Here is a 22843-nt window from a genome sequence, read left to right as displayed (position 1 = left end):
TATGAGTACCTTTCTGTATGGTGGCCATGTCCAGGCTAACGGCATTCGGCAACACTACCTGCGCTATGGCGGCGAGCAACCCGGCCGCGATGCCGTTGTCATTGTGCCCGGCATCACCAGCCCGGCGGTGACCTGGGGCTTTGTCGCCGAGCGTTTCGGCGCGCACTTCGATACCTACGTACTGGATGTCCGTGGTCGCGGCCTGTCCGAAGCCTCGGACAGCCTCGATTACAGTGTCGATGCCCAGGCCGCCGATTTGCTGGCGTTTGTCCAGGCACTGGGCCTGAACCGCTACAGCGTCGTCGGCCACTCCATGGGCGCACGCATTGGTGCCCGAGCCGCCCGCTCACAACCTGAAGGCCTGCAGCGGCTGGTCATGGTCGACCCGCCCATGTCCGGCCCGGGCCGGCGTGCCTACCCCTCGAAACTGCCCTGGTACATCGACTCCATTCGCATGGCGCAACAGGGCATGACAGCCGCGGACATGAAGGAATTCTGCCCGAGCTGGACCCAGCAACAGCTGCAGCTGCGGGCCCAGTGGCTGCATACCTGCGATGAGCGTGCGATCCGTGAAAGCTTTGACGATTTCCACCGTGACGACTTCCATGCCGACCTGCCGTCCATCCGCGCCGCCACCCTGCTGATGGTGGCCGAACGCGGCGATGTGATCCAGCAGGTGGATATCCAGGAGCTGCAAACACTGTTGTCCAACCTTGAGGTCGTCCATGTTCCCGACGCAGGTCACATGATTCCCTGGGACAACGAGGAAGGATTCTACAAGGCCTTCGGCCACTTTCTCGGTGCCCCCGTGCATCCCTGAGACAACCATCACGACGAGGAGCACAGCATGCCCGTCAGCGATTTCGAAATGATCAGCGCCTGGCAACAGGTATTGAAGCTGTCAAACCTGGAGCCCGGTCAGAGTGTCACCATTCTGACCAGTGCCAACACCCACCCGCAGACACTGTCTGCCGCCCTGGTGGCGACCCAGTCCATGGGCGCCGTCGTCAACCGCCTGGATTTGCCGCCCGTGAATGCCGACAAGGCGCTGAGCCGCGATGCCCTGGCGTACCTGGGCACCACGCCGCTGACCGGCAACCGTGCCGCGATTGCTGCGCTGAAGGAAAGCGACCTGGTGCTGGACCTGATGACCCTGCTGTTCTCCCCCGAACAGCACGACATCCTGAAAAGCGGCACCAAGATCCTGCTGGCAGTCGAGCCGCCGGAAGTGCTGGTTCGGCTGCTGCCCAACGCTGCCGACCGGGAGCGGGTCAGGGCTGCCAGCGCGCGGATTCGTCAGGCTCGTGAAATGCACACCGTCTCCGACGCCGGCACCGATATTCGCTTCGCCCTGGGCGATTTTCCGGCGATCAGCGAATACGGTTATGTTGATGAACCGGGACGCTGGGATCACTGGCCCAGCGGCTTCGCCCTCACCTGGCCCAACGAGGGCAGTGCCGAGGGGCGAATTGTCATCGACCGCGGCGACATCCTGCTGCCACAGAAGAGCTACGTCAGCGAGCCAATCTCCATCACCATCGAAAACGGCTACGCCACCCGCATAGAGGGCGGTGTCGATGCCGAGTTGCTCAGCGCCTACATGGCCTCGTTCAACGATCCAGAAGCCTATGCCTTTTCCCATATCGGCTGGGGTCTGCAGCCCCGCGCTCACTGGAGCACCCTGGGCCTGTACGACCGCGAAGCCACCATCGGCATGGATGCGCGCGCCTATGAGGGCAACTTCCTGTTCTCCTTCGGGCCCAACAATGAAGCCGGCGGTTCGCGCACCACAGCCTGCCATATCGATATCCCGCTGCGCGGCTGCACCGTTCGCCTGGACGGTGTCGACATGGTGCGCAACGGCAAGGTACTGGATGGACACTGACATGAGTAACGACATCAACACTTACGCTCGCCAGGGCTTTGGCTCTGCGCTGGAAATCCGCGCGCCGATCGGCCTGCTGATCATCGATTTCGTCAACGGCTTTGCTGATCCCGAGATCTTCGGCGGTGGCAATATTCCCGAGGCCATCGCCAATACGGTGCCACTGCTGGACGCCGCCAGGCGCCTTGGCTGGCCGGTTGCCCACAGCCGCATCGTCTATGCCGACGACGGCGCCGACCACAACATTTTCTCCCTCAAGGTTCCCGGCATGCTGGGCCTGAAGGAAGAAGACCCCAGCAGCCAGATCGTGCCGCAGTTAACACCAGAGCCCGGTGAATATGTAGTTCGAAAAACCGTGCCTTCGGCCTTTTTTGGCACCTCCCTGGCGCCCTGGCTGGCCCAGCGCGGTGTGCAGACACTGATTGTCGCTGGCGCCGTGACCAGCGGCTGTGTGCGGGCCAGCGTCGTCGACGCCATGTCCCACGGTTTCAGGCCTCTGGTACTGTCGGACTGCGTCGGCGACCGGGCGCTGGAACCCCATGCCGCCAACCTGTTCGACATGGAACAGAAATATGCCTGCGTCATGACGCGGGATGAGGCCTTGGCCGCCACGGCCAGGCTGTAACTCTTGAAATACGCTCTGAAGCCGGCGGCCATCCGCACCGGTTTCAGAGCGCCGCCCGCGCCGGCCTGATCACCAGGTACACACCCAGCACCGCCACCGCGATGCCCCCCAGCGCCACAGGCGCCAGGCTCTCATCGAACAGCCACCAGGCTTCCAGCGCCGTGACCGGCGGTACCAGGTAAAAGTAACTGGCCACCCTTGCGGCCTCGCCTTCGCGAATCATCAGCATCAGCAGCATGATGGCCGAGACCGACAATCCGACGACCAGCCAGAACAGCGCCAGGAAAAGCTCCGGCTGCCAGTCCACGTCGCGGCTTTCGAAGCCAAAGCTCAGCAGCCCCATCAGCAGTGCCGTCGACAGGTACTGGTAAAAGGTGCCGCTGAGCAGATCGACACCCTGGCCGAAACGCTTCTGGTACAGGGTGCCGATGGAAATCCCCACCAGGGCCAGCAGCACCGCAAGCAACGCCGGCCAAACCAGTTCGCCGGACGCGCCCGAACCGCGCCCTGCCAGCACCAGTGCCACACCCAGCAGTCCCAGCAGCAAACCGCCCCACTGCAGCGCTCGCAACCGGCTGCCCAGCCACTGCCAGGCGATCAGCGCGGTGAGCAACGGTTGCAGACCGACCAGCAGAGAAGCTATACCCGCCGGCATCTGCCAGCTGATCGCGGCAAACACGCCTCCCAGGTAAGCGCCATGCACCAGCAGCCCGACCACCATCTGGTGCAGTGCCTGGCGCAGGCCCAGCCCCTTCGCCCGGAACAGACGCATCAGCAGGGCAAACACCACCAGGGTCAGCAGCATGCGGATAAACAGCAGGTAAAAGGGTTCGATGTAGGGCAGGCCGTACTTGGCACCGATAAAGCCGGTACTCCAGAGCAGGACGAACAACAGCGGTACCCAGCGTACCAGCCGTGTCTGAAAATCACTCATGCATGGATCCTTGGAGACTGGGCATCCCGATTGCCGACGCCGGTTTAAAAGGGAGCAGCTTAGGACGAAGTCCATTCTGAGAAAAGACACAGGATGCCGTTATTTGGATGGGTACAGTCGCATTCGCGGAGACAGCCTGCCCGACAAATAGCTAGACTGTACCCATGAAAATATACGAACAGACCGCCGAACTGCTGCGCAGCCAGATACTGGAGCAGCAACTGCGCCCGGGTGACCCGCTGCCCTCAATCCGCGAGCTGTCCACCAGGCTCAACATTGGTCGCAACAGCGTCATCCATGCCTACATGCTGCTGGAGGACGAGCAACTGATCGAGCCGCGTCCCCGTTCGGGTTACTACGTGCGTGCCCGCGCCCTTAGCCAGACCAGCGAGGCCCGACCGGAACCGCGCCAGGTGAAGCTCGGGGCCACGGCGCTGGCGATCATAGGTGCGGCCCAGAATGCCCGGCTGGTGCCACTGGGCAGCGCAGACCCGGATGCCCGCTGCAGCGCGCGGGAGTATTTTTACCGACGACTGTCACGCCATGCCAGGGAGATCGCCACAGCGCCCGGCGGCAACAGCCACTATGTTGCCCCGCCGGGCCTGCATGCGCTGCGGGCACAGCTGGCACGGCGCTGCAACGCCACCCAGGTACAGGCCGACGCCGACGACATCGTGATCACCAACGGCACCCAGGAAGCCGTCACCCTGGCCCTGCTGGCGCTGGCACGCCCCGGGGACACCATCGCGGTGGAGTCACCCTGCTTCTACGGCACCCTGCAGTGCATTGAAGCCCTTGGCATGCGGGCGCTGGAGATTCCCGGGCATCCCCACACGGGAATGGACATGGAGGCGCTCGAGCAGGCGCTGACACGCTGGCCGGTCAAGGCCATTCTCACCAATCCAAGCTTCAACAACCCCACCGGCGCCTGCATGCCGACAGCCGCGCGTCAGCGCCTGCTGCAACTGGCCGAGGCCCAGGACCTGCCCATTATCGAAGACGATGTGTTCGGCGAACTTTGCCATCAGGGCAGCCGCCCACCGCCGCTCAAGAGCCTGGATAGCCAGGGACGGGTGCTGCTGTGCAGCTCGCTGTCCAAGACTCTGGATTCCGATATACGCATCGGCTGGATCATGCCGGGACGCTATTATGAGCAGGTGAACTACCTCAAGTATGTCACCACCCTGGCCTCCCCCGGCATCCTGCAGCAGGCCGCGGCGGATTTTCTCGCCGACAATCGCTACGAACGCCACCTGCGCCAGGTACGCCGGCGCTACCAGTCACGCCTGGGCTTGCTGCTCGAGGCCATATACCGCTACTGGCCGGCCTGCGCCGTGCCGCTGATCCCCCAGGGCGGCTTTCTCTGCTGGATCGAACTGCCCACCGGCTTCGACGGTGATCGACTCTACCGGGCAGCCCAGCAGGCGGGCATCGGCATTACCCCCGGCAGCCTCTTTGCCAGCGATGACCGCTTTGCCCACTGCATTCGCCTGAACTACAGCACCTTCGAAGCCACGCCCTACTACCTGCAAGCCATCGAGGCACTGGGGGACCTGATCCGCGCGCAGCTCAAACCCGTCACATGACCAATCACCAATCACCAACTACGAATCACCAATCACGAATCACGAATCACGAATAACCATTTACCAATTCCCAACTACGCATCACCGATCGGCAGTTCAGTGGTGTATTTCTTCTGGCGCAGAACCAGGGAGCTGTTGGTCGACTTGACGCCCTTGAGCTTGAGCAGCTTTTGCATCATGAAACGCTCCAGCGCTTCCATGTCCTCTGCCACTATGCGCAGCAGGTAGTCCTCGCTGCCGGTGATGGCATAACACTCCATCACCTCCGGTGATTGTTCGACGAAGTCATCGATGGCGGCAATGCTGGCATCGCTGTGATCCAGCAGCGACAGATGGATAAAGGCCATGGTCTGCATCCCCAGCTTGCGGCTGTCCAGCAGCGCGACATAGCGATTGATCACACCACTGTCTTCAAGCTTTTTCAGCCGGCGCCAGCAGGGTGCCGTGGACAGGCTGGTGCGCTCGGCCAGCTCCTGGTTGCTGATGCGGCCGTTGCGTTGCAGTTCGCGCAACAAACGCCGATCCGTCTTGTCCAGCTTGACCTTTTCAGACATTTTATTACCCAAAAATAAAATTATAAGAAATATAATTTCAGACCCTGCGGTAATTTTCTTAACAGAGCAAGCAAATTTCCCGGGCACTTCGATACTCTAATGGGTATAGAGTCCTGTTCGAGAGATCAGCATGAAAACAACAAGTCGCTACCAGGCTCACCAACCCGACGCTCTGGGCCTGATCCCCTACAGCGCCGAGGAAGACTCGGTCTGGCAAACCCTGTACCGCCCGCAGCAACGACAGGCGCAACGCTATTGCAGCCGGGTGTTCACCGATGGACTGGCAACGCTGGCCCTCGCGCCCGACCGGATTCCGCAGTGCGCCGAGGTGTCACAACAGCTACAGCAGGCTACCGGCTGGCGCGTTACGCCGGTACCGGCGCTGATCCCCTTTGATCGTTTCTATCAGCTGCTGTCTTCGCGCATCTTTCCGGCGGCCTCCTTTATGCGTTCGCGCGAGGAGCTGGAATATTTGCAGGAACCGGATATTTTCCATGAAATCTTCGGCCACACGCCGCTACTGACCCATCCCGACATTGCCGAGTTCTCGCACCATATCGGCGTACTGGGGACCCAGGCCCGACCCCAGGATCATGTCTGGCTGGCACGGTTGTACTGGTTTACCGTGGAATTCGGCCTGATCCGCGAACACGGCCAGATCAGGGCGCTGGGCGCCGGGCTCGCGTCCTCCGCCAGTGAGTTACCCTACGCGATCGAAAGTCCGCTAGCCGAGCGCCAGCCATTCGACCTGATGAATGTGCTGCGCACCCCCTACCGGATCGACATTCACCAGCCGCTGTACTTTGTACTCGAGGGCCTCGATCAGTTGCGCGCCCTGATCGACACCGACATCCTGGCGGCCATTCACGATGCCCAGGCACTGGGGCTGCACCCGCCCCGCTACACCCCCAAAGCCACGCTAAACTGATGTACTGAACGGATGCACTGAATTGGCAGACCCAAACGCAATGCCAACTTCATTGACTGCTGAAAACTACGAATACCAAGGAGGAGACCCCATGAGCGACTCATTCTGTGACCTGGCCGGCCAGACCTGTGTACCCTGCGAAGGCGGCATACCGGCACTGACCCCTGCCGAAGCCCAGGCGCTGATGCCGCAGCTGCACCAGGACTGGGAACTGGCCGAAGATGCCAGTTATATCGAGCGGGATTTCCGCTTCAAGGGGTTTGCCAAGGCGGTCTATACCACCAATGCGGCCTGTTTCCTGGCCGACCAGCAAAACCACCACCCGGATATCCGCATGGGCTGGGGTTACTGCACCGTGCGCTTTTGTACCCACGCCGTGAACGGCCTGTCGGACAACGACTTTATCTGCGCCGCCAAGCTGGATGCCATCGTCGGCAACTGAGCCTGCCGCCCAGACACAAAAAAGCCGGCATCAGCCGGCTTTTGGGTTTCAGGCGAGACAGCAGGCGTTAGCTGTTGTCTACCGTCAGATTACCGCTGGCAAGCAGCGCATCTAGATCAGTACCGCTAAGGTCGGTCAGGTTAATCACCTGATCGGCCTTGGTCGCCGCCTCGGTCGCATCGGCAGCATTCATATTGCCGCTCGTGCTGACATAAAGCGTGCTGTCGGTACCGTTGTCATCCAGGTACAGGTAGGCATCCAGGGTGGCCTCGGTTTCACCCACCAGAAGATCCGACAGATCCAGCACATCGCCTTCGGATGGGTTGAAGTCCGTTACGGTATCTTCGGCGAACAGGCCTGGTCCCACGCCACCCTCATCACCATCGCTCCAGACGAAGAGATCCGCACCATCGTGCCCCGTGAGGATATCGTTGCTGGCGGTGCCAAAGAGCGTATCGCTGCCTGAAGTGCCCTCGATCAGCGCCGAACCGTTGTCCGTGGCGTTCACATTCACCGAGAAGCTGGCCGAGGCCGAGTCGCCATCCGAATCGGACCCGCTGAGCGTGAAGTCCAGCGCATAGTCATCCGGGAACTCGCTGGTGACGTACTTGCCGGACAAGCCGGTGATCTTGAAGCTGACATCGCTATTCGCCGGGAACAGCTGCATATATTCCACCTCCCGCGACGGATCCGCTGCCATGGTGATGCTGTAATCAGCCCCGATCGCTTCAGCATAAGTATCGTCAGGGCCAGTGGTGTAGTGAATTCTGATACCGACCGTATCAGTGATCTTCACGCCCGCGGTGTTGGAAATCTGGATGGTCAGTTCCGACAGCACCCCGGTCCGCCCCGCCACCTGCTGCACGTCAAAGCGCAGCACGTCAGTCTTGTTGCCGTGCATGACGTTATCGCTCACACCCAGGTCGGTGGACGAGATGGTCAGCGTATCGGCCCCCCCATGCGACTTCCCGGTCACCACAATCTCAAACTCGCCACCAAACTGGGACGCCCCGAAGGTATAGGACGCGAGGTTCGAGCCCCCGGAAATGCCGCTCAGCAAGCTGGATGTTTCCTTCTCGATCACGGGGTCCGGCGTGACCATGTTGAAGTCATAGGTACCATCGGCGTTGACCTGTAGCGTGAAGAAGGTGAATGAATCCCCACCGTCTTCATACACGCCCTTGTACAGCTGCTGACTGGCATTCGAGCCCGCCGCATCATACTCGAGGCTGTAGCCGGGCTCAGCATTGGTCCATTGCAGCGCACTGCCATCAAAGCTGTCAGCAAATGACTGCACATCAGCCCCGACATCGAACGCATAAGTGCCACTGTAAGTGCCGGTCTCATTGGCGATCACCAGGTTAGTTGCCGCCAGCGACGGACCATCGTCCGCGAACTGGACGTTCCCGCCCAGATCGATGGTTTTGGTGCTGGTCGCCGAATCGCCATCACCATCGGTGATCGAATAGGTGACCTGGAGGTTCACCAGACCATTGCTCAGAATCAGCACATCACTCTCAAAACCCGACGTACTGGCCGTAGCATGATCCAGCGCCTGATGCTGGCTCAGAGTCACTTTGCCATCACTGTCGACACTGAGACTGAACACCACTGAGGCATCCACACTGCCAGGATTGGTGGTCGCCGTTGAACCTACCAGGGTGCCGTCCGCCAGGGTGTACAGATACACCGCTTCGGAACCGCTGGTCAGCAGACTGTCAGCCCCCTGGGACGTCAGGCTCAGCACATAACTGAGTCCGCTGGCCTGAACGCTATCAGCACCGGAGCTCAGCGAAGCAATGATGGCAACCCCAAAGGCCGCATTGCTGGTTGCTGTATCGGTCAGGTTACCAAGCGTTTCAGCATCCTGCGTTTTAAGGGTTACCCGGCTATCACTGCCGATTGTCAGAGTGACCGTCGGGCCATCATCCGCGAAACTGACCGTCCCCCCCAGGTCGACGCTCTGACTATGGCTGGTACTGTCACCATCATTGTCAGTGATGGTGGCCGTACCGGTCAGGTTCACCAGGTTACTGGCGAGACTCAACACATCATCGTCATAAGCGCCTTCGGTCTCGGCAATACCGTGATCCAGTGCCGCATACTGACTCAGAGTAACGACACCTGCACCGTCCACGCCCAGACTGAATACCACTGCGTCATCGATAACCACCGGAGCTGTTGGGCTGGTACTGCCAACAATGGTGCCGTCGGCCAGCTGATACAATTTGACAGCAACGCCGCCACTCTTAAGGCCGGATGCCGTACCTGAAACGACGCTCAGACTCAGCGCATAATTCCAGCTGATGGCACCGGACTGACCATCAGCCCCGCCGGCGCTACTGCTAACACTGAAGACGCCGTCAAATGCCGCTGCACTGGTGGCCGTATCAGGGTTTGCGTCATCACCTGTTTCTGCATCCTGCGTCAGCAGACTGACACCATCAAGACTGCCGGCGGCAACACTGATGCTCGGCACGTCATCAATGATATCGATGGTGATGCTGCTGTTGGCGGAGCTGGCGCTGCCATCGGACACGCTCAGGGTGAACAGGTCCTGCTCAGGCACGCCGTCAACGTCGGTCACCGGGCCGCTGAGCTGATAGCTGTAGCTGGCCACGCCGGTGGCGGCGTTGTAGCTGTCGATGGTCAGGTTGCCATGACCGTTGGCACCGGGGATGACGCTGCCTTCAAGGTCGGCGATCAGGATGGTGCTGCCGTTGATGGTGACGCTGACCAGGTCGTCCAGGCCATCGGCGTCGGACAGGGTGAAGGTACCGCTGGCGGCATCGCTGCCGTCACCCGCGGCGGAACCGCCGGCCAGGCCCGCTTCGTTGACGCTGTCGTTACCACCGCCGACGTTGCCCGGGTCGACGCTGACGCCGGGGCCATCGTTGCTGCCGTTGATGGTCAGGGTCAGGGTGGCGGTATCGGTGTCGCCATCGGCATCGGTGATCTGGTAGCTGAACGTCTCGGTCAGGCTCTGACCGTCGTCCAGCCCCTGCACCGCGGCATGGGCGGTGTTGAGCGTGTAGCTGTAGCCGCCATTGCCGTTGTCGGTGAAGCTGCCGTACTGGCCGCTGGTGCTGCCGGTCCACTGCACGAAGGTCACCGGCGCATCGGCACCGGCTTCGCCGTTGCCGTGCAGGTCGTTGCTCAGCACGTTGCCGCTGATGGCGGCGCTGTCGTCCTCGCCCAGGGCCTTGCTGTCATCCACCGCCACGGGAACATCGTCAACGATGTCGATGGTGATGCTGCTGTTGGCGGAGCTGGCGCTGCCATCGGACACGCTCAGGGTGAACAGGTCCTGCTCAGGCACGCCGTCAACGTCGGTCACCGGGCCGCTCAGCTGGTAGCTGTAGCTGGCCACGCCGGTGGCGGCGTTGTAGCTGTCGATGGTCAGGTTGCCGTGGCCGTTGGCACCGGCGATGACGCTGCCTTCAAGATCAGCGATCAGGATGGTGCTGCCGTTGATGGTGACGCTGACCAGGTCATCCAGGCCATCGGCGTCGGACAGGGTAAAGGTACCGCTGGCGGCATCGCTGCCGTCACCTGCGGCGGAACCGCCGGCCAGACCCGCTTCGTTGACGCTGTCGTTACCACCGCCGACGTTACCCGGGTCGACGCTGACGCCGGGACCGTCGTTGCTGCCGTTGATGGTCAGGGTCAGGGTGGCGGTATCGGTGTCGCCATCGGCATCGGTGATCTGGTAGCTGAACGTCTCGGTCAGGCTCTGACCGTCGTCCAGCCCCTGCACCGCGGCATGGGCGGTGTTGAGCGTGTAGCTGTAGCCGCCATTGCCGTTGTCGGTGAAGCTGCCGTACTGGCCGCTGGTGCTGCCGGTCCACTGCACGAAGGTCACCGGCGCATCGGCACCGGCTTCGCCGTTGCCGTGCAGGTCGTTGCTCAGCACGTTGCCGCTGATGGCGGCGCTGTCGTCCTCGCCCAGGGCCTTGCTGTCATCCACCGCCACGGGAACATCGTCAACGATGTCGATGGTGATGCTGCTGTTGGCGGAGCTGGCGCTGCCATCGGACACGCTCAGGGTGAACAGGTCCTGCTCAGGCACGCCGTCAACGTCGGTCACCGGGCCGCTCAGCTGGTAGCTGTAGCTGGCCACGCCGGTGGCGGCGTTGTAGCTGTCGATGGTCAGGTTGCCGTGGCCGTTGGCACCGGCGATGACGCTGCCTTCAAGATCAGCGATCAGGATGGTGCTGCCGTTGATGGTGACGCTGACCAGGTCATCCAGGCCATCGGCGTCGGACAGGGTAAAGGTACCGCTGGCGGCATCGCGCTGCCGTCACCTGCGGCGGAACCGCCGGCCAGACCCGCTTCGTTGACGCTGTCGTTACCACGCCGACGTTACCCGGGTCGACGCTGACGCCGGGACCGTCGTTGCTGCCGTTGATGGTCAGGGTCAGGGTGGGCGGTATCGGTGTCGCCATCGGCATCGGTGATCTGGTAGCTGAACGTCTCGGTCAGGCTCTGACCGTCGTCCAGCCCCTGCACCGCGGCATGGGCGGTGTTGAGCGTGTAGCTGTAGCCGCCATTGCCGTTGTCGGTGAAGCTGCCGTACTGGCCGCTGGTGCTGCCGGTCCACTGCACGAAGGTCACCGGCGCATCGGCACCGGCTTCGCCGTTGCCGTGCAGGTCGTTGCTCAGCACGTTGCCGCTGATGGCGGCGCTGTCGTCTTCGCCCAGGGCCTTGCTGTCATCCACCGCCACGGAAACATCGTCAACGATGTCGATGGTGATGCTGCTGTTGGCGGAGCTGGCGCTGCCATCGGACACGCTCAGGGTGAACAGGTCCTGCTCAGCCACGCCGTCAACGTCGGTCACCGGGCCGCTCAGCTGGTAGCTGTAGCTGGCCACGCCGGTGGCGGCGTTGTAGCTGTCGATGGTCAGGTTGCCGTGGCCGTTGGCACCGGCGATGACGCTGCCTTCAAGATCAGCGATCAGGATGGTGCTGCCGTTGATGGTGACGCTGACCAGGTCATCCAGGCCATCGGCGTCGGACAGGGTAAAGGTACCGCTGGCGGCATCGCTGCCGTCACCCGCGGCGGAACCGCCGGCCAGACCCGCTTCGTTGACGCTGTCGTTACCACCGCCGACGTTACCCGGGTCGACGCTGACGCCCGGACCGTCGTTGCTGCCGTTGATGGTCAGGGTCAGGGTGGCGGTATCGGTGTCGCCATCGGCATCGGTGATCTGGTAGCTGAACGTCTCGGTCAGGCTCTGACCGTCGTCCAGCCCCTGCACCGCGGCATGGGCGGTGTTGAGCGTGTAGCTGTAGCCGCCATTGCCGTTGTCGGTGAAGCTGCCGTACTGGCCGCTGGTGCTGCCGGTCCACTGCACGAAGGTCACCGGCGCATCGGCACCGGCTTCGCCGTTGCCGTGCAGGTCGTTGCTCAGCACGTTGCCGCTGATGGCGGCGCTGTCGTCCTCGCCGAGGGCCTTGCTGTCATCCACCGCCACGGGAACATCGTCAACGATGTCGATGGTGATGCTGCTGTTGGCGGAGCTGGCGCTGCCATCGGACACGCTCAGGGTGAACAGGTCCTGCTCAGCCACGCCGTCAACGTCGGTCACCGGGCCGCTCAGCTGGTAGCTGTAGCTGGCCACGCCGGTGGCGGCGTTGTAGCTGTCGATGGTCAGGTTGCCGTGGCCGTTGGCACCGGCGATGACGCTGCCTTCAAGATCAGCGATCAGGATGGTGCTGCCGTTGATGGTGACGCTGACCAGGTCGTCCAGGCCATCGGCGTCGGACAGGGTAAAGGTACCGCTGGCGGCATCGCTGCCGTCACCTGCGGCGGAACCGCCGGCCAGACCCGCTTCGTTGACGCTGTCGTTGCCACCGCCGACGTTGCCCGGGTCGACGCTGACGCCAGGACCGTCGTTGCTGCCGTTGATGGTCAGGGTCAGGGTGGCGGTATCGGTGTCGCCATCGGCATCGGTGATCTGGTAGCTGAACGTCTCGGTCAGGCTCTGACCGTCGTCCAGCCCCTGCACCGCGGCATGGGCGGTGGTGTTGAGCGTGTAGCTGTAGCCGCCATTGCCGTTGTCGGTGAAGCTGCCGTACTGGCCGCTGGTGCTGCCGGTCCACTGCACGAAGGTCACCGGCGCATCGGCACCGGCTTCGCCGTTGCCGTGCAGGTCGTTGCTCAGCACGTTGCCGCTGATGGCGGCGCTGTCGTCTTCGCCCAGGGCCTTGCTGTCATCCACCGCCACGGGAACATCGTCAACGATGTCGATGGTGATGCTGCTGTTGGCGGAGCTGGCGCTGCCATCGGACACGCTCAGGGTGAACAGGTCCTGCTCAGCCACGCCATCAACGTCGGTGGTCGGGCCGCTCAGCTGGTAGCTGTAGCTGGCCACGCCGGTGGCGGCGTTGTAGCTGTCGATGGTCAGGTTGCCGTGGCCGTTGGCACCGGCGATGACGCTGCCTGCAAGGTCGGCGATGGCGATGGTGCTGCCGTTGATGGTGACGCTGACCAGGTCATCCAGGCCATCGGCGTCGGACAGGGTAAAGGTACCGCTGGCGGCATCGCTGCCATCGCCTGCGGCGGAACCGCCGGCCAGACCCGCTTCGTTGACGCTGTCGTTGCCACCGCCGACGTTACCCGGGTCGACGCTGACGCCGGGACCGTCGTTGCTGCCGTTGATGGTCAGGGTCAGGGTGGCGGTATCGGTGTCGCCATCGGCATCGGTGATCTGGTAGCTGAACGTCTCGGTCAGGCTCTGACCGTCGTCCAGCCCCTGCACCGCGGCATGGGCGGTGTTGAGCGTGTAGCTGTAGCCGCCATTGCCGTTGTCGGTGAAGCTGCCGTACTGGCCGCTGGCGCTGCCGGTCCACTGCACGAAGGTCACCGGCGCATCGGCACCGGCTTCGCCGTTGCCGTGCAGGTCGTTGCTCAGCACGTTGCCGCTGATGGCGGCGCTGTCGTCTTCGCCCAGGGCCTTGCTGTCATCCACCGCCACGGGAACATCGTCAACGATGTCGATGGTGATGCTGCTGTTGGCGGAGCTGGCGCTGCCATCGGACACGCTCAGGGTGAACAGGTCCTGCTCAGGCACGCCGTCAACGTCGGTCACCGGGCCGCTGAGCTGATAGCTGTAGCTGGCCACGCCGGTGGCGGCGTTGTAGCTGTCGATGGTCAGGTTGCCATGACCGTTGGCACCGGGGATGACGCTGCCTTCAAGGTCGGCGATCAGGATGGTGCTGCCGTTGATGGTGACGCTGACCAGGTCGTCCAGGCCATCGGCGTCGGACAGGGTGAAGGTACCGCTGGCGGCATCGCTGCCGTCACCCGCGGCGGAACCGCCGGCCAGGCCCGCTTCGTTGACGCTGTCGTTACCACCGCCGACGTTGCCCGGGTCGACGCTGACGCCGGGACCGTCCGTCGTTGCTGCCGTTGATGGTCAGGGTCAGGGTGGCGGTATCGGTGTCGCCATCGGCATCGGTGATCTGGTAGCTGAACGTCTCGGTCAGGCTCTGACCGTCGTCCAGCCCCTGCACCGCGGCATGGGCGGTGTTGAGCGTGTAGCTGTAGCCGCCATTGCCGTTGTCGGTGAAGCTGCCGTACTGGCCGCTGGTGCTGCCGGTCCACTGCACGAAGGTCACCGGCGCATCGGCACCGGCTTCGCCCGTTGCCGTGCAGGTCGTTGCTCAGCACGTTGCCGCTGATGGCGGCGCTGTCGTCCTCGCCCAGGGCCTTGCTGTCATCCACCGCCACGGGAACATCGTCAACGATGTCGATGGTGATGCTGCTGTTGGCGGAGCTGGCGCTGCCATCGGACACGCTCAGGGTGAACAGGTCCTGCTCAGGCACGCCGTCAACGTCGGTCACCGGGCCGCTCAGCTGGTAGCTGTAGCTGGCCACGCCGGTGGCGGCGTTGTAGCTGTCGATGGTCAGGTTGCCGTGGCCGTTGGCACCGGCGATGACGCTGCCTTCAAGATCAGCGATCAGGATGGTGCTGCCGTTGATGGTGACGCTGACCAGGTCATCCAGGCATCGGCGTCGGACAGGGTAAAGGTACCGCTGGCGGCATCGCTGCCGTCACCTGCGGCGGAACCGCCGGCCAGACCCGCTTCGTTGACGCTGTCGTTACCCACCGCCCGACGTTACCCGGGTCGACGCTGACGCCGGGACCGTCGTTGCTGCCGTTGATGGTCAGGGTCAGGGTGGCGGTATCGGTGTCGCCATCGGCATCGGTGATCTGGTAGCTGAACGTCTCGGTCAGGCTCTGACCGTCGTCCAGCCCCTGCACCGCGGCATGGGCGGTGTTGAGCGTGTAGCTGTAGCCGCCATTGCCGTTGTCGGTGAAGCTGCCGTACTGGCCGCTGGTGCTGCCGGTCCACTGCACGAAGGTCACCGGCGCATCGGCACCGGCTTCGCCGTTGCCGTGCAGGTCGTTGCTCAGCACGTTGCCGCTGATGGCGGCGCTGTCGTCCTCGCCCCAGGGCCTGCTGTCATCCACCGCCACGGGAACATCGTCAACGATGTCGATGGTGATGCTGCTGTTGGCGGAGCTGGCGCTGCCATCGGACACGCTCAGGGTGAACAGGTCCTGCTCAGGCACGCCGTCAACGTCGGTCACCGGCCGCTCAGCTGGTAGCTGTAGCTGGCCACGCCGGTGGCGGCGTTTGTAGCTGTCGATGGTCAGGTTGCCGTGGCCGTTGGCACCGGCGATGACGCTGCCTTCAAGATCAGCGATCAGGATGGTGCTGCCGTTGATGGTGACGCTGACCAGGTCATCCAGGCCATCGGCGTCGGACAGGGTAAAGGTACCGCTGGCGGCATCGCTGCCGTCACCTGCGGCGGAACCGCCGGCCAGACCCGCTTCGTTGACGCTGTCGTTACCACCGCCGACGTTACGTTACCCCGGGTCGACGCTGACGCCGGACCGTCGTTGCTGCCGTTGATGGTCAGGGTCAGGGTGGCGGTATCGGTGTCGCCATCGGCATCGGTGATCTGGTAGCTGAACGTCTCGGTCAGGCTCTGACCGTCGTCCAGCCCCTGCACCGCGGCATGGGCGGTGTTGAGCGTGTAGCTGTAGCCGCCATTGCCGTTGTCGGTGAAGCTGCCGTACTGGCCGCTGGTGCTGCCGGTCCACTGCACGAAGGTCACCGGCGCATCGGCACCGGCTTCGCCGTTGCCGTGCAGGTCGTTGCTCAGCACGTTGCCGCTGATGGCGGCGCTGTCGTCTTCGCCCAGGGCCTTGCTGTCATCCACCGCCACGGGAACATCGTCAACGATGTCGATGGTGATGCTGCTGTTGGCGGAGCTGGCGCTGCCATCGGACACGCTCAGGGTGAACAGGTCCTGCTCAGCCACGCCGTCAACGTCGGTCACCGGGCCGCTCAGCTGGTAGCTGTAGCTGGCCACGCCGGTGGCGGCGTTGTAGCTGTCGATGGTCAGGTTGCCGTGGCCGTTGGCACCGGCGATGACGCTGCCTTCAAGATCAGCGATCAGGATGGTGCTGCCGTTGATGGTGACGCTGACCAGGTCATCCAGGCCATCGGCGTCGGACAGGGTAAAGGTACCGCTGGCGGCATCGCTGCCGTCACCCGCGGCGGAACCGCCGGCCAGACCCGCTTCGTTGACGCTGTCGTTACCACCGCCGACGTTACCCGGGTCGACGCTGACGCCCGGACCGTCGTTGCTGCCGTTGATGGTCAGGGTCAGGGTGGCGGTATCGGTGTCGCCATCGGCATCGGTGATCTGGTAGCTGAACGTCTCGGTCAGGCTCTGACCGTCGTCCAGCCCTGCACCGCGGCATGGGCGGTGTTGAGCGTGTAGCTGTAGCCGCCATTGCCGTTGTCGGTGAAGCTGCCGTACTGGCCGCTGGTGCTGCCGGTCCACTGCACGAAGGTCACCGGCGCATCGGCACCGGCTTCGCCCGTTGCCGTGCAGGTCGTTGCTCAGCACGTTGCCGCTGATGGCGGCGCTGTCGTCCTCGCCGAGGGCCTTGCTGTCATCATCCACCGCCACGGGAACATCGTCAACGATGTCGATGGTGATGCTGCTGTTGGCGGAGCTGGCGCTGCCATCGGACACGCTCAGGGTGAACAGGTCCTGCTCAGCCACGCCGTCAACGTCGGTCACCGGGCCGCTCAGCTGGTAGCTGTAGCTGGCCACGCCGGTGGCGGCGTTGTAGCTGTCGATGGTCAGGTTGCCGTGGCCGTTGGCACCGGCGATGACGCTGCCTTCAAGATCAGCGATCAGGATGGTGCTGCCGTTGATGGTGACGCTGACCAGGTCGTCCAGGCCATCGGCGTCGGACAGGGTAAAGGTACCGCTGGCGGCATCGCTGCCGTCACCTGCGGCGGAACCGCCGGCCAGACCCGCTTCGTTGACGCTGTCATCCGGACCTTCTGCACCGTTCTGGCCGTTGCCCGGGTCGACGCTGACGCCGGGAGCGCTATTCACCAGCCCGGTATCTTCTGTACGCTCATTGCTGATGCTGCGAGAAAGTCCGCTGGTGTTATAACCTGCCTGGGGACTCACTTCCTGACCGGTACGATCAATCATAACGAAGCTGCTGCCCGAATCATCCGGGCCTGCGGCACCGGCACCCGGCGCCTGGCCGGCTGCCGTCGCCTCAGCGATGGCCGTCGGGTCCTGGCCCGCCAGGATCGCACTCTGGATGGCATCAACCTCGCCGACCGACACCAGCGCCTTGTTGACGCTCTCGTTCGAAGCCACCGACTCGGACGGGTCGAAACGCGCCAACTCAGTGTGAAATTCAGGTGCAACCAGAACGTCCTGCCCGCCCACCAACTCGACGGTTTCTCCGGCGTTGCTCTGCAGCTCGATACGACCGCCAGCGGCCACACGTAGCAGTTCGCCTTCAAACACCGGATCACCGGCACTTAAAATGCGTTCACTGCCATCGGCCGCGATGGCCACGGCAGTACCCATCACGGACGACACGGTCGCCGCTACCACCGGTGCTGCAACCTGAGAGCTGTCACTGGCGACTTCCTGCGTGGACATCAACAGCTCTTCGCCGGCGCCAAGCACTATCTCATGCCCCAGGGTGCTGGCGATCTCGACGCGGGCGCCCTCTTCGGTGCGCACCGTTTCGTTGCTGTAAACATCGTCGCCCAGCGCGAGCAACCGCTCACTTCCGTCCTGACTCACAGCCACTACGGCTCCGGTAATAAAGCTGACAGTACCCGCCACTTCCGCAATCGCCATGAATCATCTCCGTTATTAAGTCGAGTCCTTTCCAGACTGACAGGCACCATAGGACAAATCCGTACCCAGACCTATTGTACCGAGGTACAAGTGAACTAAAGTAAAATAAATGTCATCAAAAGAAGACACTTAAAATTTAACCCAATAGAAATATACATTTAGCGAAAAATATTGGATTACAGTATTTTCTATGTTTCACAAAGACTACAGAATGACTAAACGCTTAAGCTAGGCAAGCAATGTCGCTTCACACGCCTGACGGCACATGAACAACGAGCTACACCAACGACCCCGACACTACAGCCAAGGCGCTGCAAAAGCGCGAAATCGCCTTGCACGGAAACAGCCGGCACAGACCGAAGAAGCTGAGGACAGGAAGGCAGGCGACGGGAGATACAACAGGCTCGACGGAGCAGAGGGAAGCCGGCGCGAACAAAGCGCACGGAAAACACAGGGACATAAAATAAAAAAGCCGGCCACAGGGCCGGCTCTTTAGCAAGCTCGGATCAATTACTTGATCTTGGCTTCCTTGTACATTACGTGCTGACGAACAACCGGATCGTACTTTTTGAATTCAAGCTTTTCCGGTGTGTTGCGCTTGTTCTTGTCGGTGGTGTAGAAGTGACCAGTACCGGCAGAGGAAACCAAGCGGATTTTTTCACGAGCGCCTTTAGCAGCCATGATCTAACTCCTTAAACCTTTTCGCCACGGGTACGAAGTTCGGTCAGAACCGAATCGATACCCTTCTTATCGATGATACGCATACCTTTGGAAGATACACGCAGACGCACGAAACGCTGCTCGCTCTCAACCCAGAAACGGTGCCAGTGCAGGTTCGGCAGAAAACGACGGCGAGTTTTACGCTGTGAGTGGGAAACGTTGTTCCCGGTAACCGGACGCTTGCCGGTAACCATGCAAACTTTAGACATCTCGAAAACCTTCTCGAAAAGTTTATATAACCCTGTCCAGATACTTATCGATAGCAAATGCAGCAGCTATCTCAGGCGGAGCGTCCAAAAACCGGACTAAATCCCGTACCAGGAGGACAGAAGGGCGCATATCATACTCAAACAAGCGCAGCGATACCAGAAAAATTGTGCAGCGATTAACCGCTACAACAAACCTCGCTCGGCAAAGGACACCACCTCGGCATCGCCCACCACCATATGGTCCAGCACCCGAATCTCCACCAGCGCCAGGGCGTCGACCAGGCGCCGCGTAATCTGCTGATCCGCCAGCGAGGGCTCCGCCACACCGGACGGATGATTGTGCGCCAGAATCAGCGCCGCCGCGTTATGCGCCAACGCCCGTTTGACCACCTCGCGGGGGTAGACCGATGCGGCATCGATGGTGCCAAAAAACAGCTCATCGAACCGGATCACCCGATGGCGGTTATCCAGAAACAGGCAGGCGAAGACTTCACGCGGCTGGTGCCGCAGCCGTGCCGTGAGATAGCGCCGAACCGCCGCCGGATTTTCCAGCGCATCGCCCCGTTCCAGCGAGGCTTCCAGATGACGCCGGGCCATTTCCAGCACCGCCTGCAACTGGGCATACTTCGCATCCCCCAGCCCCTGGCCCTGGCAAAAGTGCTCTCGACTGCTTTCCAGCAACGGGCGCAGGCCCCCAAAGCGCTCAAGCAGCTCTCGCGCCAGGTCCACGGCACTCTTGCCGCTCACGCCCGTGCGCAAAAAGATCGCCAGCAGCTCGGCATCCGACAATGCCGCCGCACCCAAGGATAATAACCGCTCGCGCGGACGCTCCTGCGCCGGCCAGTCTGAAATGGACATTGGACACCTCCTTGTGTCGTCTTGAGCCCTGCCGACACCAGGCAAACTGACAGCAGCTTCACCCTGGAGCTTAGCAGCCGCTACGTTCAGCACCGGTACAGTTCGCGCTGCGCACGCCTACGCAAAACGGCGCTGAAGTGATATCTTAGGCGCTCTTTTTCTGGCGACGGCAACACAGCGGCTGCGGGTATGCAACGACTTACTAACAGACAGATCATTCTGGGCATTACCGGCGGCATTGCCGCCTATAAAAGTGCCGAACTCACCCGCCTGCTCAAGAAAGCCGGCGCCGATGTACGCGTTGTCATGACAGCTGCGGCGACCGAGTTCATCACCCCACTGACACTGCAGGCGCTGTCCGGCCACGGGGTCCACCAGCACCTGCTGGACCCGGAAGCCGAAGCCGGCATGGGGCATATCGAGCTGGCCAGATGGGCGGACCTGATCCTGATCGCACCGGCCAGTGCCGACTTTATCGCCCGCCTGGCCGATGGCCAGGGCAATGACCTGCTCAGCACCCTCTGCCTGGCCACGGACGCACCGATCTGTGTGGCACCGGCGATGAACCAGGCCATGTGGCGCAACCGCCACACCCAGGACAATATCGCCCGCCTGCGTGCCAACGGCATCGGTATCTTTGGTCCCGGCAGCGGCGAGCAGGCCTGCGGTGACACAGGCCTTGGGCGCATGCTGGAACCCGGCGAACTGGCGCAACTTGCCGCCGAACAATTCGATACCGGCGCCCTGGCCGGCAAGACCGTCTTTATTACCGCAGGCCCGACCCGCGAAGCACTCGATCCGGTGCGCTACATCTCCAACCACAGCTCCGGCAAGATGGGCTATGCCCTCGCCCAGGCGGCGGTGGATGCCGGCGCGCGGGTCAGGCTGATCAGCGGACCGGTGAACCTGGCCGCCCCCCCGCGCATGGACGTCGTCGCGGTCCAGAGCGCCGATGACATGCTGGCGGCCTCCATGAAGGGCATCGAGTCCTGCGATATCTTTATCGCCGCTGCCGCCGTGGCCGATTACCGCCCCGTCGCGGTATCCGAACACAAGATAAAGAAAGGCGCCGAAGAGGTCATGGAACTGCGTCTGGTGAAGAACCCGGATATCGTCGCCAGCGTCGCAGCCCTGCCCAACAAACCCTTTACCGTGGGTTTTGCCGCCGAGACCCAGGACCTGCAGACCTATGCCCGCAGCAAGCTGGAGCGCAAGAACCTGGACCTGATCGTCGCCAACGATGTCTCCCAGCCCGGCATCGGCTTTAACAGCGACGACAATGCCGTGACCCTGATCAGCCGCGACTCCGTACTGCCGCTGCCCCAAACCTCGAAACGCCAGCTGGCCAGCCAGCTGATTCGTCAAATTGCCGACCTGTATAACCGAGCCCAATGAAAAAACTGCAAGTAAAGATTCTCGATTCCCGCATCGGCAGCGACTTTCCGCTGCCCGCCTATGCCACCGCCGGCTCTGCAGGCCTGGATCTGCGTGCCTGCCTGGACGCACCTGTCACGCTGGAACCCGGTCAGACCGAACTGCTGCCCACCGGCCTGTCGATCTATATCGAAGACCCGTCACTCTGCGCCATGATCCTGCCGCGCTCAGGCCTGGGCCACAAGCACGGCATCGTGCTCGGCAACCTGGTCGGCCTGATCGATTCCGACTACCAGGGCCAGCTGTTCGTGTCCTGCTGGAACCGTGGCCAGACCACCTTCGTGGTCGAGCCCGGCGAGCGTATCGCCCAGCTGGTGCTGGTGCCGGTCGTCCAGGCGGACTTCGAGGTGGTGGATGAGTTCCACGCCTCCGAGCGGGCAGACGGCGGCTTCGGCTCATCCGGCCGCCACTGATTCACAAGCGCCCGCTCAACAGGCCGCCCGAAGCACCCCGGCGGCCTGTTCAATTACTTTGCACAAAGGAGTGATACCGCAATGGCCCTGACACGCAACGAAGCCATGAACACCGCCCAGGTGCTCAGTGAAGCGATGCCCTACATCCAGCGATTCGTCGGCAAGACCCTGGTCGTCAAGTACGGCGGCAACGCCATGATCGACGAGAAGCTGCAGAACAGCTTCGCCCGCGATATCGTCATGCTCAAGCTGATCGGCCTGAACCCCATCGTCGTGCATGGTGGCGGCCCGCAGATCGGCGACCTGCTGGAAAAGCTCAATATCGAGTCCCATTTCATCAATGGCATGCGTGTCACCGACTCCAAAACCATGGACGTGGTCGAAATGGTGCTCGGCGGTATGGTCAACAAGCAGATCGTTGGCCTGATCAACAGCAACGGCGGCAAGGCCATTGGCCTGACCGGCAAGGATGGCCAGCTGCTGAGAGCCCGCAAACTGCGCGTCAAGCACAAGACCCCCGAGATGCTGGCCCCCGAAATCCTCGATATTGGCCATGTCGGTGAAGTCGAGAAGGTCAACGTCAAGGTCCTCGACATGCTGGTCAACTCCGACTTCATTCCGGTAATCGCACCGATCGGTGTCGACGAAGACGGCATGTCCTACAACATCAACGCCGATCTTGTGGCCGGCAAGATCGCCGAAGTGCTGCAGGCCGAGAAGCTGGTGCTGCTGACCAACATTGCCGGACTGCTCGACAAGGACGGCAAGTTGCTGACCGGCCTGTCTACCCGCCAGGTCGACGCCCTGATCGAGGACGGTACCATCTATGGCGGCATGCTGCCCAAGATCGACTGCGCCCTGAGCGCGGTGAAAAACGGCGTCAACAGTGCCCACATTATCGATGGCCGGGTGGAGCACTCCTGCATGCTGGAAATTTTCACCGACGAAGGTGTCGGCACCCTGATCACCAACCGCACCCTCTAGGGGCAGCCGGTCACCGCGTTACTGCAGCGCCCCACCGATAGAGCAGCGGGCGCTGCCGATTCCCAACCGC

The 22843-nt window shown here is 62.4% G+C and carries 21 protein-coding genes; 11 read left to right on the top strand and 10 right to left on the bottom strand.

The features are described from left to right. The first annotated feature begins 1 nt into the window (after position 1). The 3 genes from KDW95_RS18865 to KDW95_RS18855 are packed head-to-tail and all read left to right on the top strand — an operon-like array spanning position 2 to position 2510. Positions 2 to 820, top strand: a complete 819-nt coding sequence (locus tag KDW95_RS18865; RefSeq protein ID WP_255853323.1) for an alpha/beta fold hydrolase — start codon at positions 2 to 4, stop codon at positions 818 to 820. 27 nt (positions 821 to 847) lie between these two features. Continuing rightward, complete coding sequence (locus KDW95_RS18860; RefSeq protein ID WP_255853322.1) at positions 848 to 1885, top strand: 2,5-dihydroxypyridine 5,6-dioxygenase; 1038 nt, start codon at positions 848 to 850, stop codon at positions 1883 to 1885. A 1-nt stretch (position 1886) separates the two neighbouring features. Then, positions 1887 to 2510, top strand: coding sequence for an N-carbamoylsarcosine amidohydrolase (locus tag KDW95_RS18855; protein ID WP_255853321.1), 624 nt, complete (start codon positions 1887 to 1889; stop codon positions 2508 to 2510). A 43-nt stretch (positions 2511 to 2553) separates the two neighbouring features. Here the strand turns inward: KDW95_RS18855 and KDW95_RS18850 are convergent, their stop codons facing one another. Beyond that, positions 2554 to 3444, bottom strand: coding sequence for a DMT family transporter (locus KDW95_RS18850; protein WP_255853320.1), 891 nt, complete (start codon positions 3442 to 3444; stop codon positions 2554 to 2556). A gap of 164 nt (positions 3445 to 3608) precedes the next feature. Between KDW95_RS18850 and KDW95_RS18845 the strand changes: the two genes are divergently transcribed. After that, positions 3609 to 5030 (top strand): aminotransferase-like domain-containing protein, encoded by a 1422-nt coding sequence (locus KDW95_RS18845; RefSeq protein ID WP_255853319.1) that lies wholly within the window; start codon positions 3609 to 3611, stop codon positions 5028 to 5030. A gap of 74 nt (positions 5031 to 5104) precedes the next feature. On the opposite strand, the gene KDW95_RS18840 is transcribed toward KDW95_RS18845, so the two are convergent. Next, entirely contained in the window at positions 5105 to 5584 is a 480-nt protein-coding gene (locus KDW95_RS18840) for an Lrp/AsnC family transcriptional regulator (protein ID WP_255853318.1), read from the bottom strand. Between the two features lie 130 nt (positions 5585 to 5714). Between KDW95_RS18840 and phhA the strand changes: the two genes are divergently transcribed. Beyond that, positions 5715 to 6512: a phenylalanine 4-monooxygenase gene (phhA, locus tag KDW95_RS18835; RefSeq protein WP_255853317.1), complete on the top strand. Its 798-nt coding sequence runs from the start codon at positions 5715 to 5717 to the stop codon at positions 6510 to 6512. Positions 6513 to 6603: 91 nt separating this feature from the next. Then, a complete protein-coding gene (locus KDW95_RS18830) occupies positions 6604 to 6954 on the top strand; it encodes a 4a-hydroxytetrahydrobiopterin dehydratase (RefSeq protein WP_255853316.1) in 351 nt (116 codons plus the stop codon). Positions 6955 to 7021: 67 nt separating this feature from the next. Here KDW95_RS18830 and KDW95_RS18825 read toward each other — a convergent pair whose 3' ends face one another. Beyond that, the gene (locus KDW95_RS18825) at positions 7022 to 11074 is read right to left on the bottom strand and encodes a DUF5801 repeats-in-toxin domain-containing protein (protein ID WP_255853315.1); all 4053 of its coding nucleotides are present in this window, start codon (positions 11072 to 11074) and stop codon (positions 7022 to 7024) included. Positions 11075 to 11113: 39 nt separating this feature from the next. Here KDW95_RS18825 and KDW95_RS18820 point away from each other — a divergent pair, with 39 nt between their 5' ends. After that, positions 11114 to 11335, top strand: a complete 222-nt coding sequence (locus tag KDW95_RS18820) for a hypothetical protein (protein ID WP_255853314.1) — start codon at positions 11114 to 11116, stop codon at positions 11333 to 11335. Here KDW95_RS18820 and KDW95_RS18815 read toward each other — a convergent pair. Next, positions 11317 to 14079 (bottom strand): VCBS domain-containing protein, encoded by a 2763-nt coding sequence (locus KDW95_RS18815; RefSeq protein WP_255853313.1) that lies wholly within the window; start codon positions 14077 to 14079, stop codon positions 11317 to 11319. The genes KDW95_RS18820 and KDW95_RS18815 overlap by 19 nt on opposite strands. 39 nt (positions 14080 to 14118) lie before the next feature. Here KDW95_RS18815 and KDW95_RS18810 point away from each other — a divergent pair, with 39 nt between their 5' ends. Further along, on the top strand, positions 14119 to 14370 hold the full coding sequence (locus KDW95_RS18810; RefSeq protein ID WP_255853312.1) for a hypothetical protein: 252 nt from the start codon (positions 14119 to 14121) through the stop codon (positions 14368 to 14370). Here KDW95_RS18810 and KDW95_RS18805 read toward each other — a convergent pair. From KDW95_RS18805 to radC, 6 genes are all read right to left on the bottom strand, one after another. Then, the gene (locus tag KDW95_RS18805) at positions 14306 to 14566 is read right to left on the bottom strand and encodes a VCBS domain-containing protein (protein WP_255853311.1); all 261 of its coding nucleotides are present in this window, start codon (positions 14564 to 14566) and stop codon (positions 14306 to 14308) included. The genes KDW95_RS18810 and KDW95_RS18805 overlap by 65 nt on opposite strands. A gap of 389 nt (positions 14567 to 14955) precedes the next feature. Continuing rightward, positions 14956 to 15552, bottom strand: coding sequence for a VCBS domain-containing protein (locus KDW95_RS18800; protein ID WP_255853310.1), 597 nt, complete (start codon positions 15550 to 15552; stop codon positions 14956 to 14958). A 116-nt stretch (positions 15553 to 15668) separates the two neighbouring features. Continuing rightward, positions 15669 to 18155: a retention module-containing protein gene (locus tag KDW95_RS23645; RefSeq protein WP_255853309.1), complete on the bottom strand. Its 2487-nt coding sequence runs from the start codon at positions 18153 to 18155 to the stop codon at positions 15669 to 15671. 510 nt (positions 18156 to 18665) lie between these two features. Then, positions 18666 to 18836: a 50S ribosomal protein L33 gene (rpmG, locus tag KDW95_RS18790; protein ID WP_254581066.1), complete on the bottom strand. Its 171-nt coding sequence runs from the start codon at positions 18834 to 18836 to the stop codon at positions 18666 to 18668. Between the two features lie 11 nt (positions 18837 to 18847). After that, entirely contained in the window at positions 18848 to 19084 is a 237-nt protein-coding gene (gene rpmB, locus KDW95_RS18785; RefSeq protein WP_026291631.1) for a 50S ribosomal protein L28, read from the bottom strand. Between the two features lie 183 nt (positions 19085 to 19267). Then, a complete protein-coding gene (gene radC / locus KDW95_RS18780) occupies positions 19268 to 19942 on the bottom strand; it encodes a RadC family protein (protein WP_255853308.1) in 675 nt (224 codons plus the stop codon). Between the two features lie 189 nt (positions 19943 to 20131). Here radC and coaBC point away from each other — a divergent pair, with 189 nt between their 5' ends. The 3 genes from coaBC to argB all read left to right on the top strand — a co-directional run bounded on the left by coaBC (position 20132) and on the right by argB (position 22773). Continuing rightward, positions 20132 to 21337, top strand: a complete 1206-nt coding sequence (coaBC, locus tag KDW95_RS18775) for a bifunctional phosphopantothenoylcysteine decarboxylase/phosphopantothenate--cysteine ligase CoaBC (RefSeq protein ID WP_255853307.1) — start codon at positions 20132 to 20134, stop codon at positions 21335 to 21337. Next, a complete protein-coding gene (gene dut, locus KDW95_RS18770) occupies positions 21334 to 21789 on the top strand; it encodes a dUTP diphosphatase (RefSeq protein ID WP_255853306.1) in 456 nt (151 codons plus the stop codon). Before coaBC ends, dut begins: the two co-directional genes overlap by 4 nt. Positions 21790 to 21870: 81 nt before the next feature. Then, entirely contained in the window at positions 21871 to 22773 is a 903-nt protein-coding gene (argB, locus tag KDW95_RS18765; protein ID WP_255853305.1) for an acetylglutamate kinase, read from the top strand. The last annotated feature ends 70 nt before the right edge of the window (positions 22774 to 22843 follow it).

This window comes from Marinobacterium rhizophilum, from assembly GCF_024397915.1.
GTDB lineage: Bacteria > Pseudomonadota > Gammaproteobacteria > Pseudomonadales > Balneatricaceae > Marinobacterium_A > Marinobacterium_A rhizophilum_A.
This window is presented reverse-complemented; position numbering and strand designations above follow the sequence as displayed.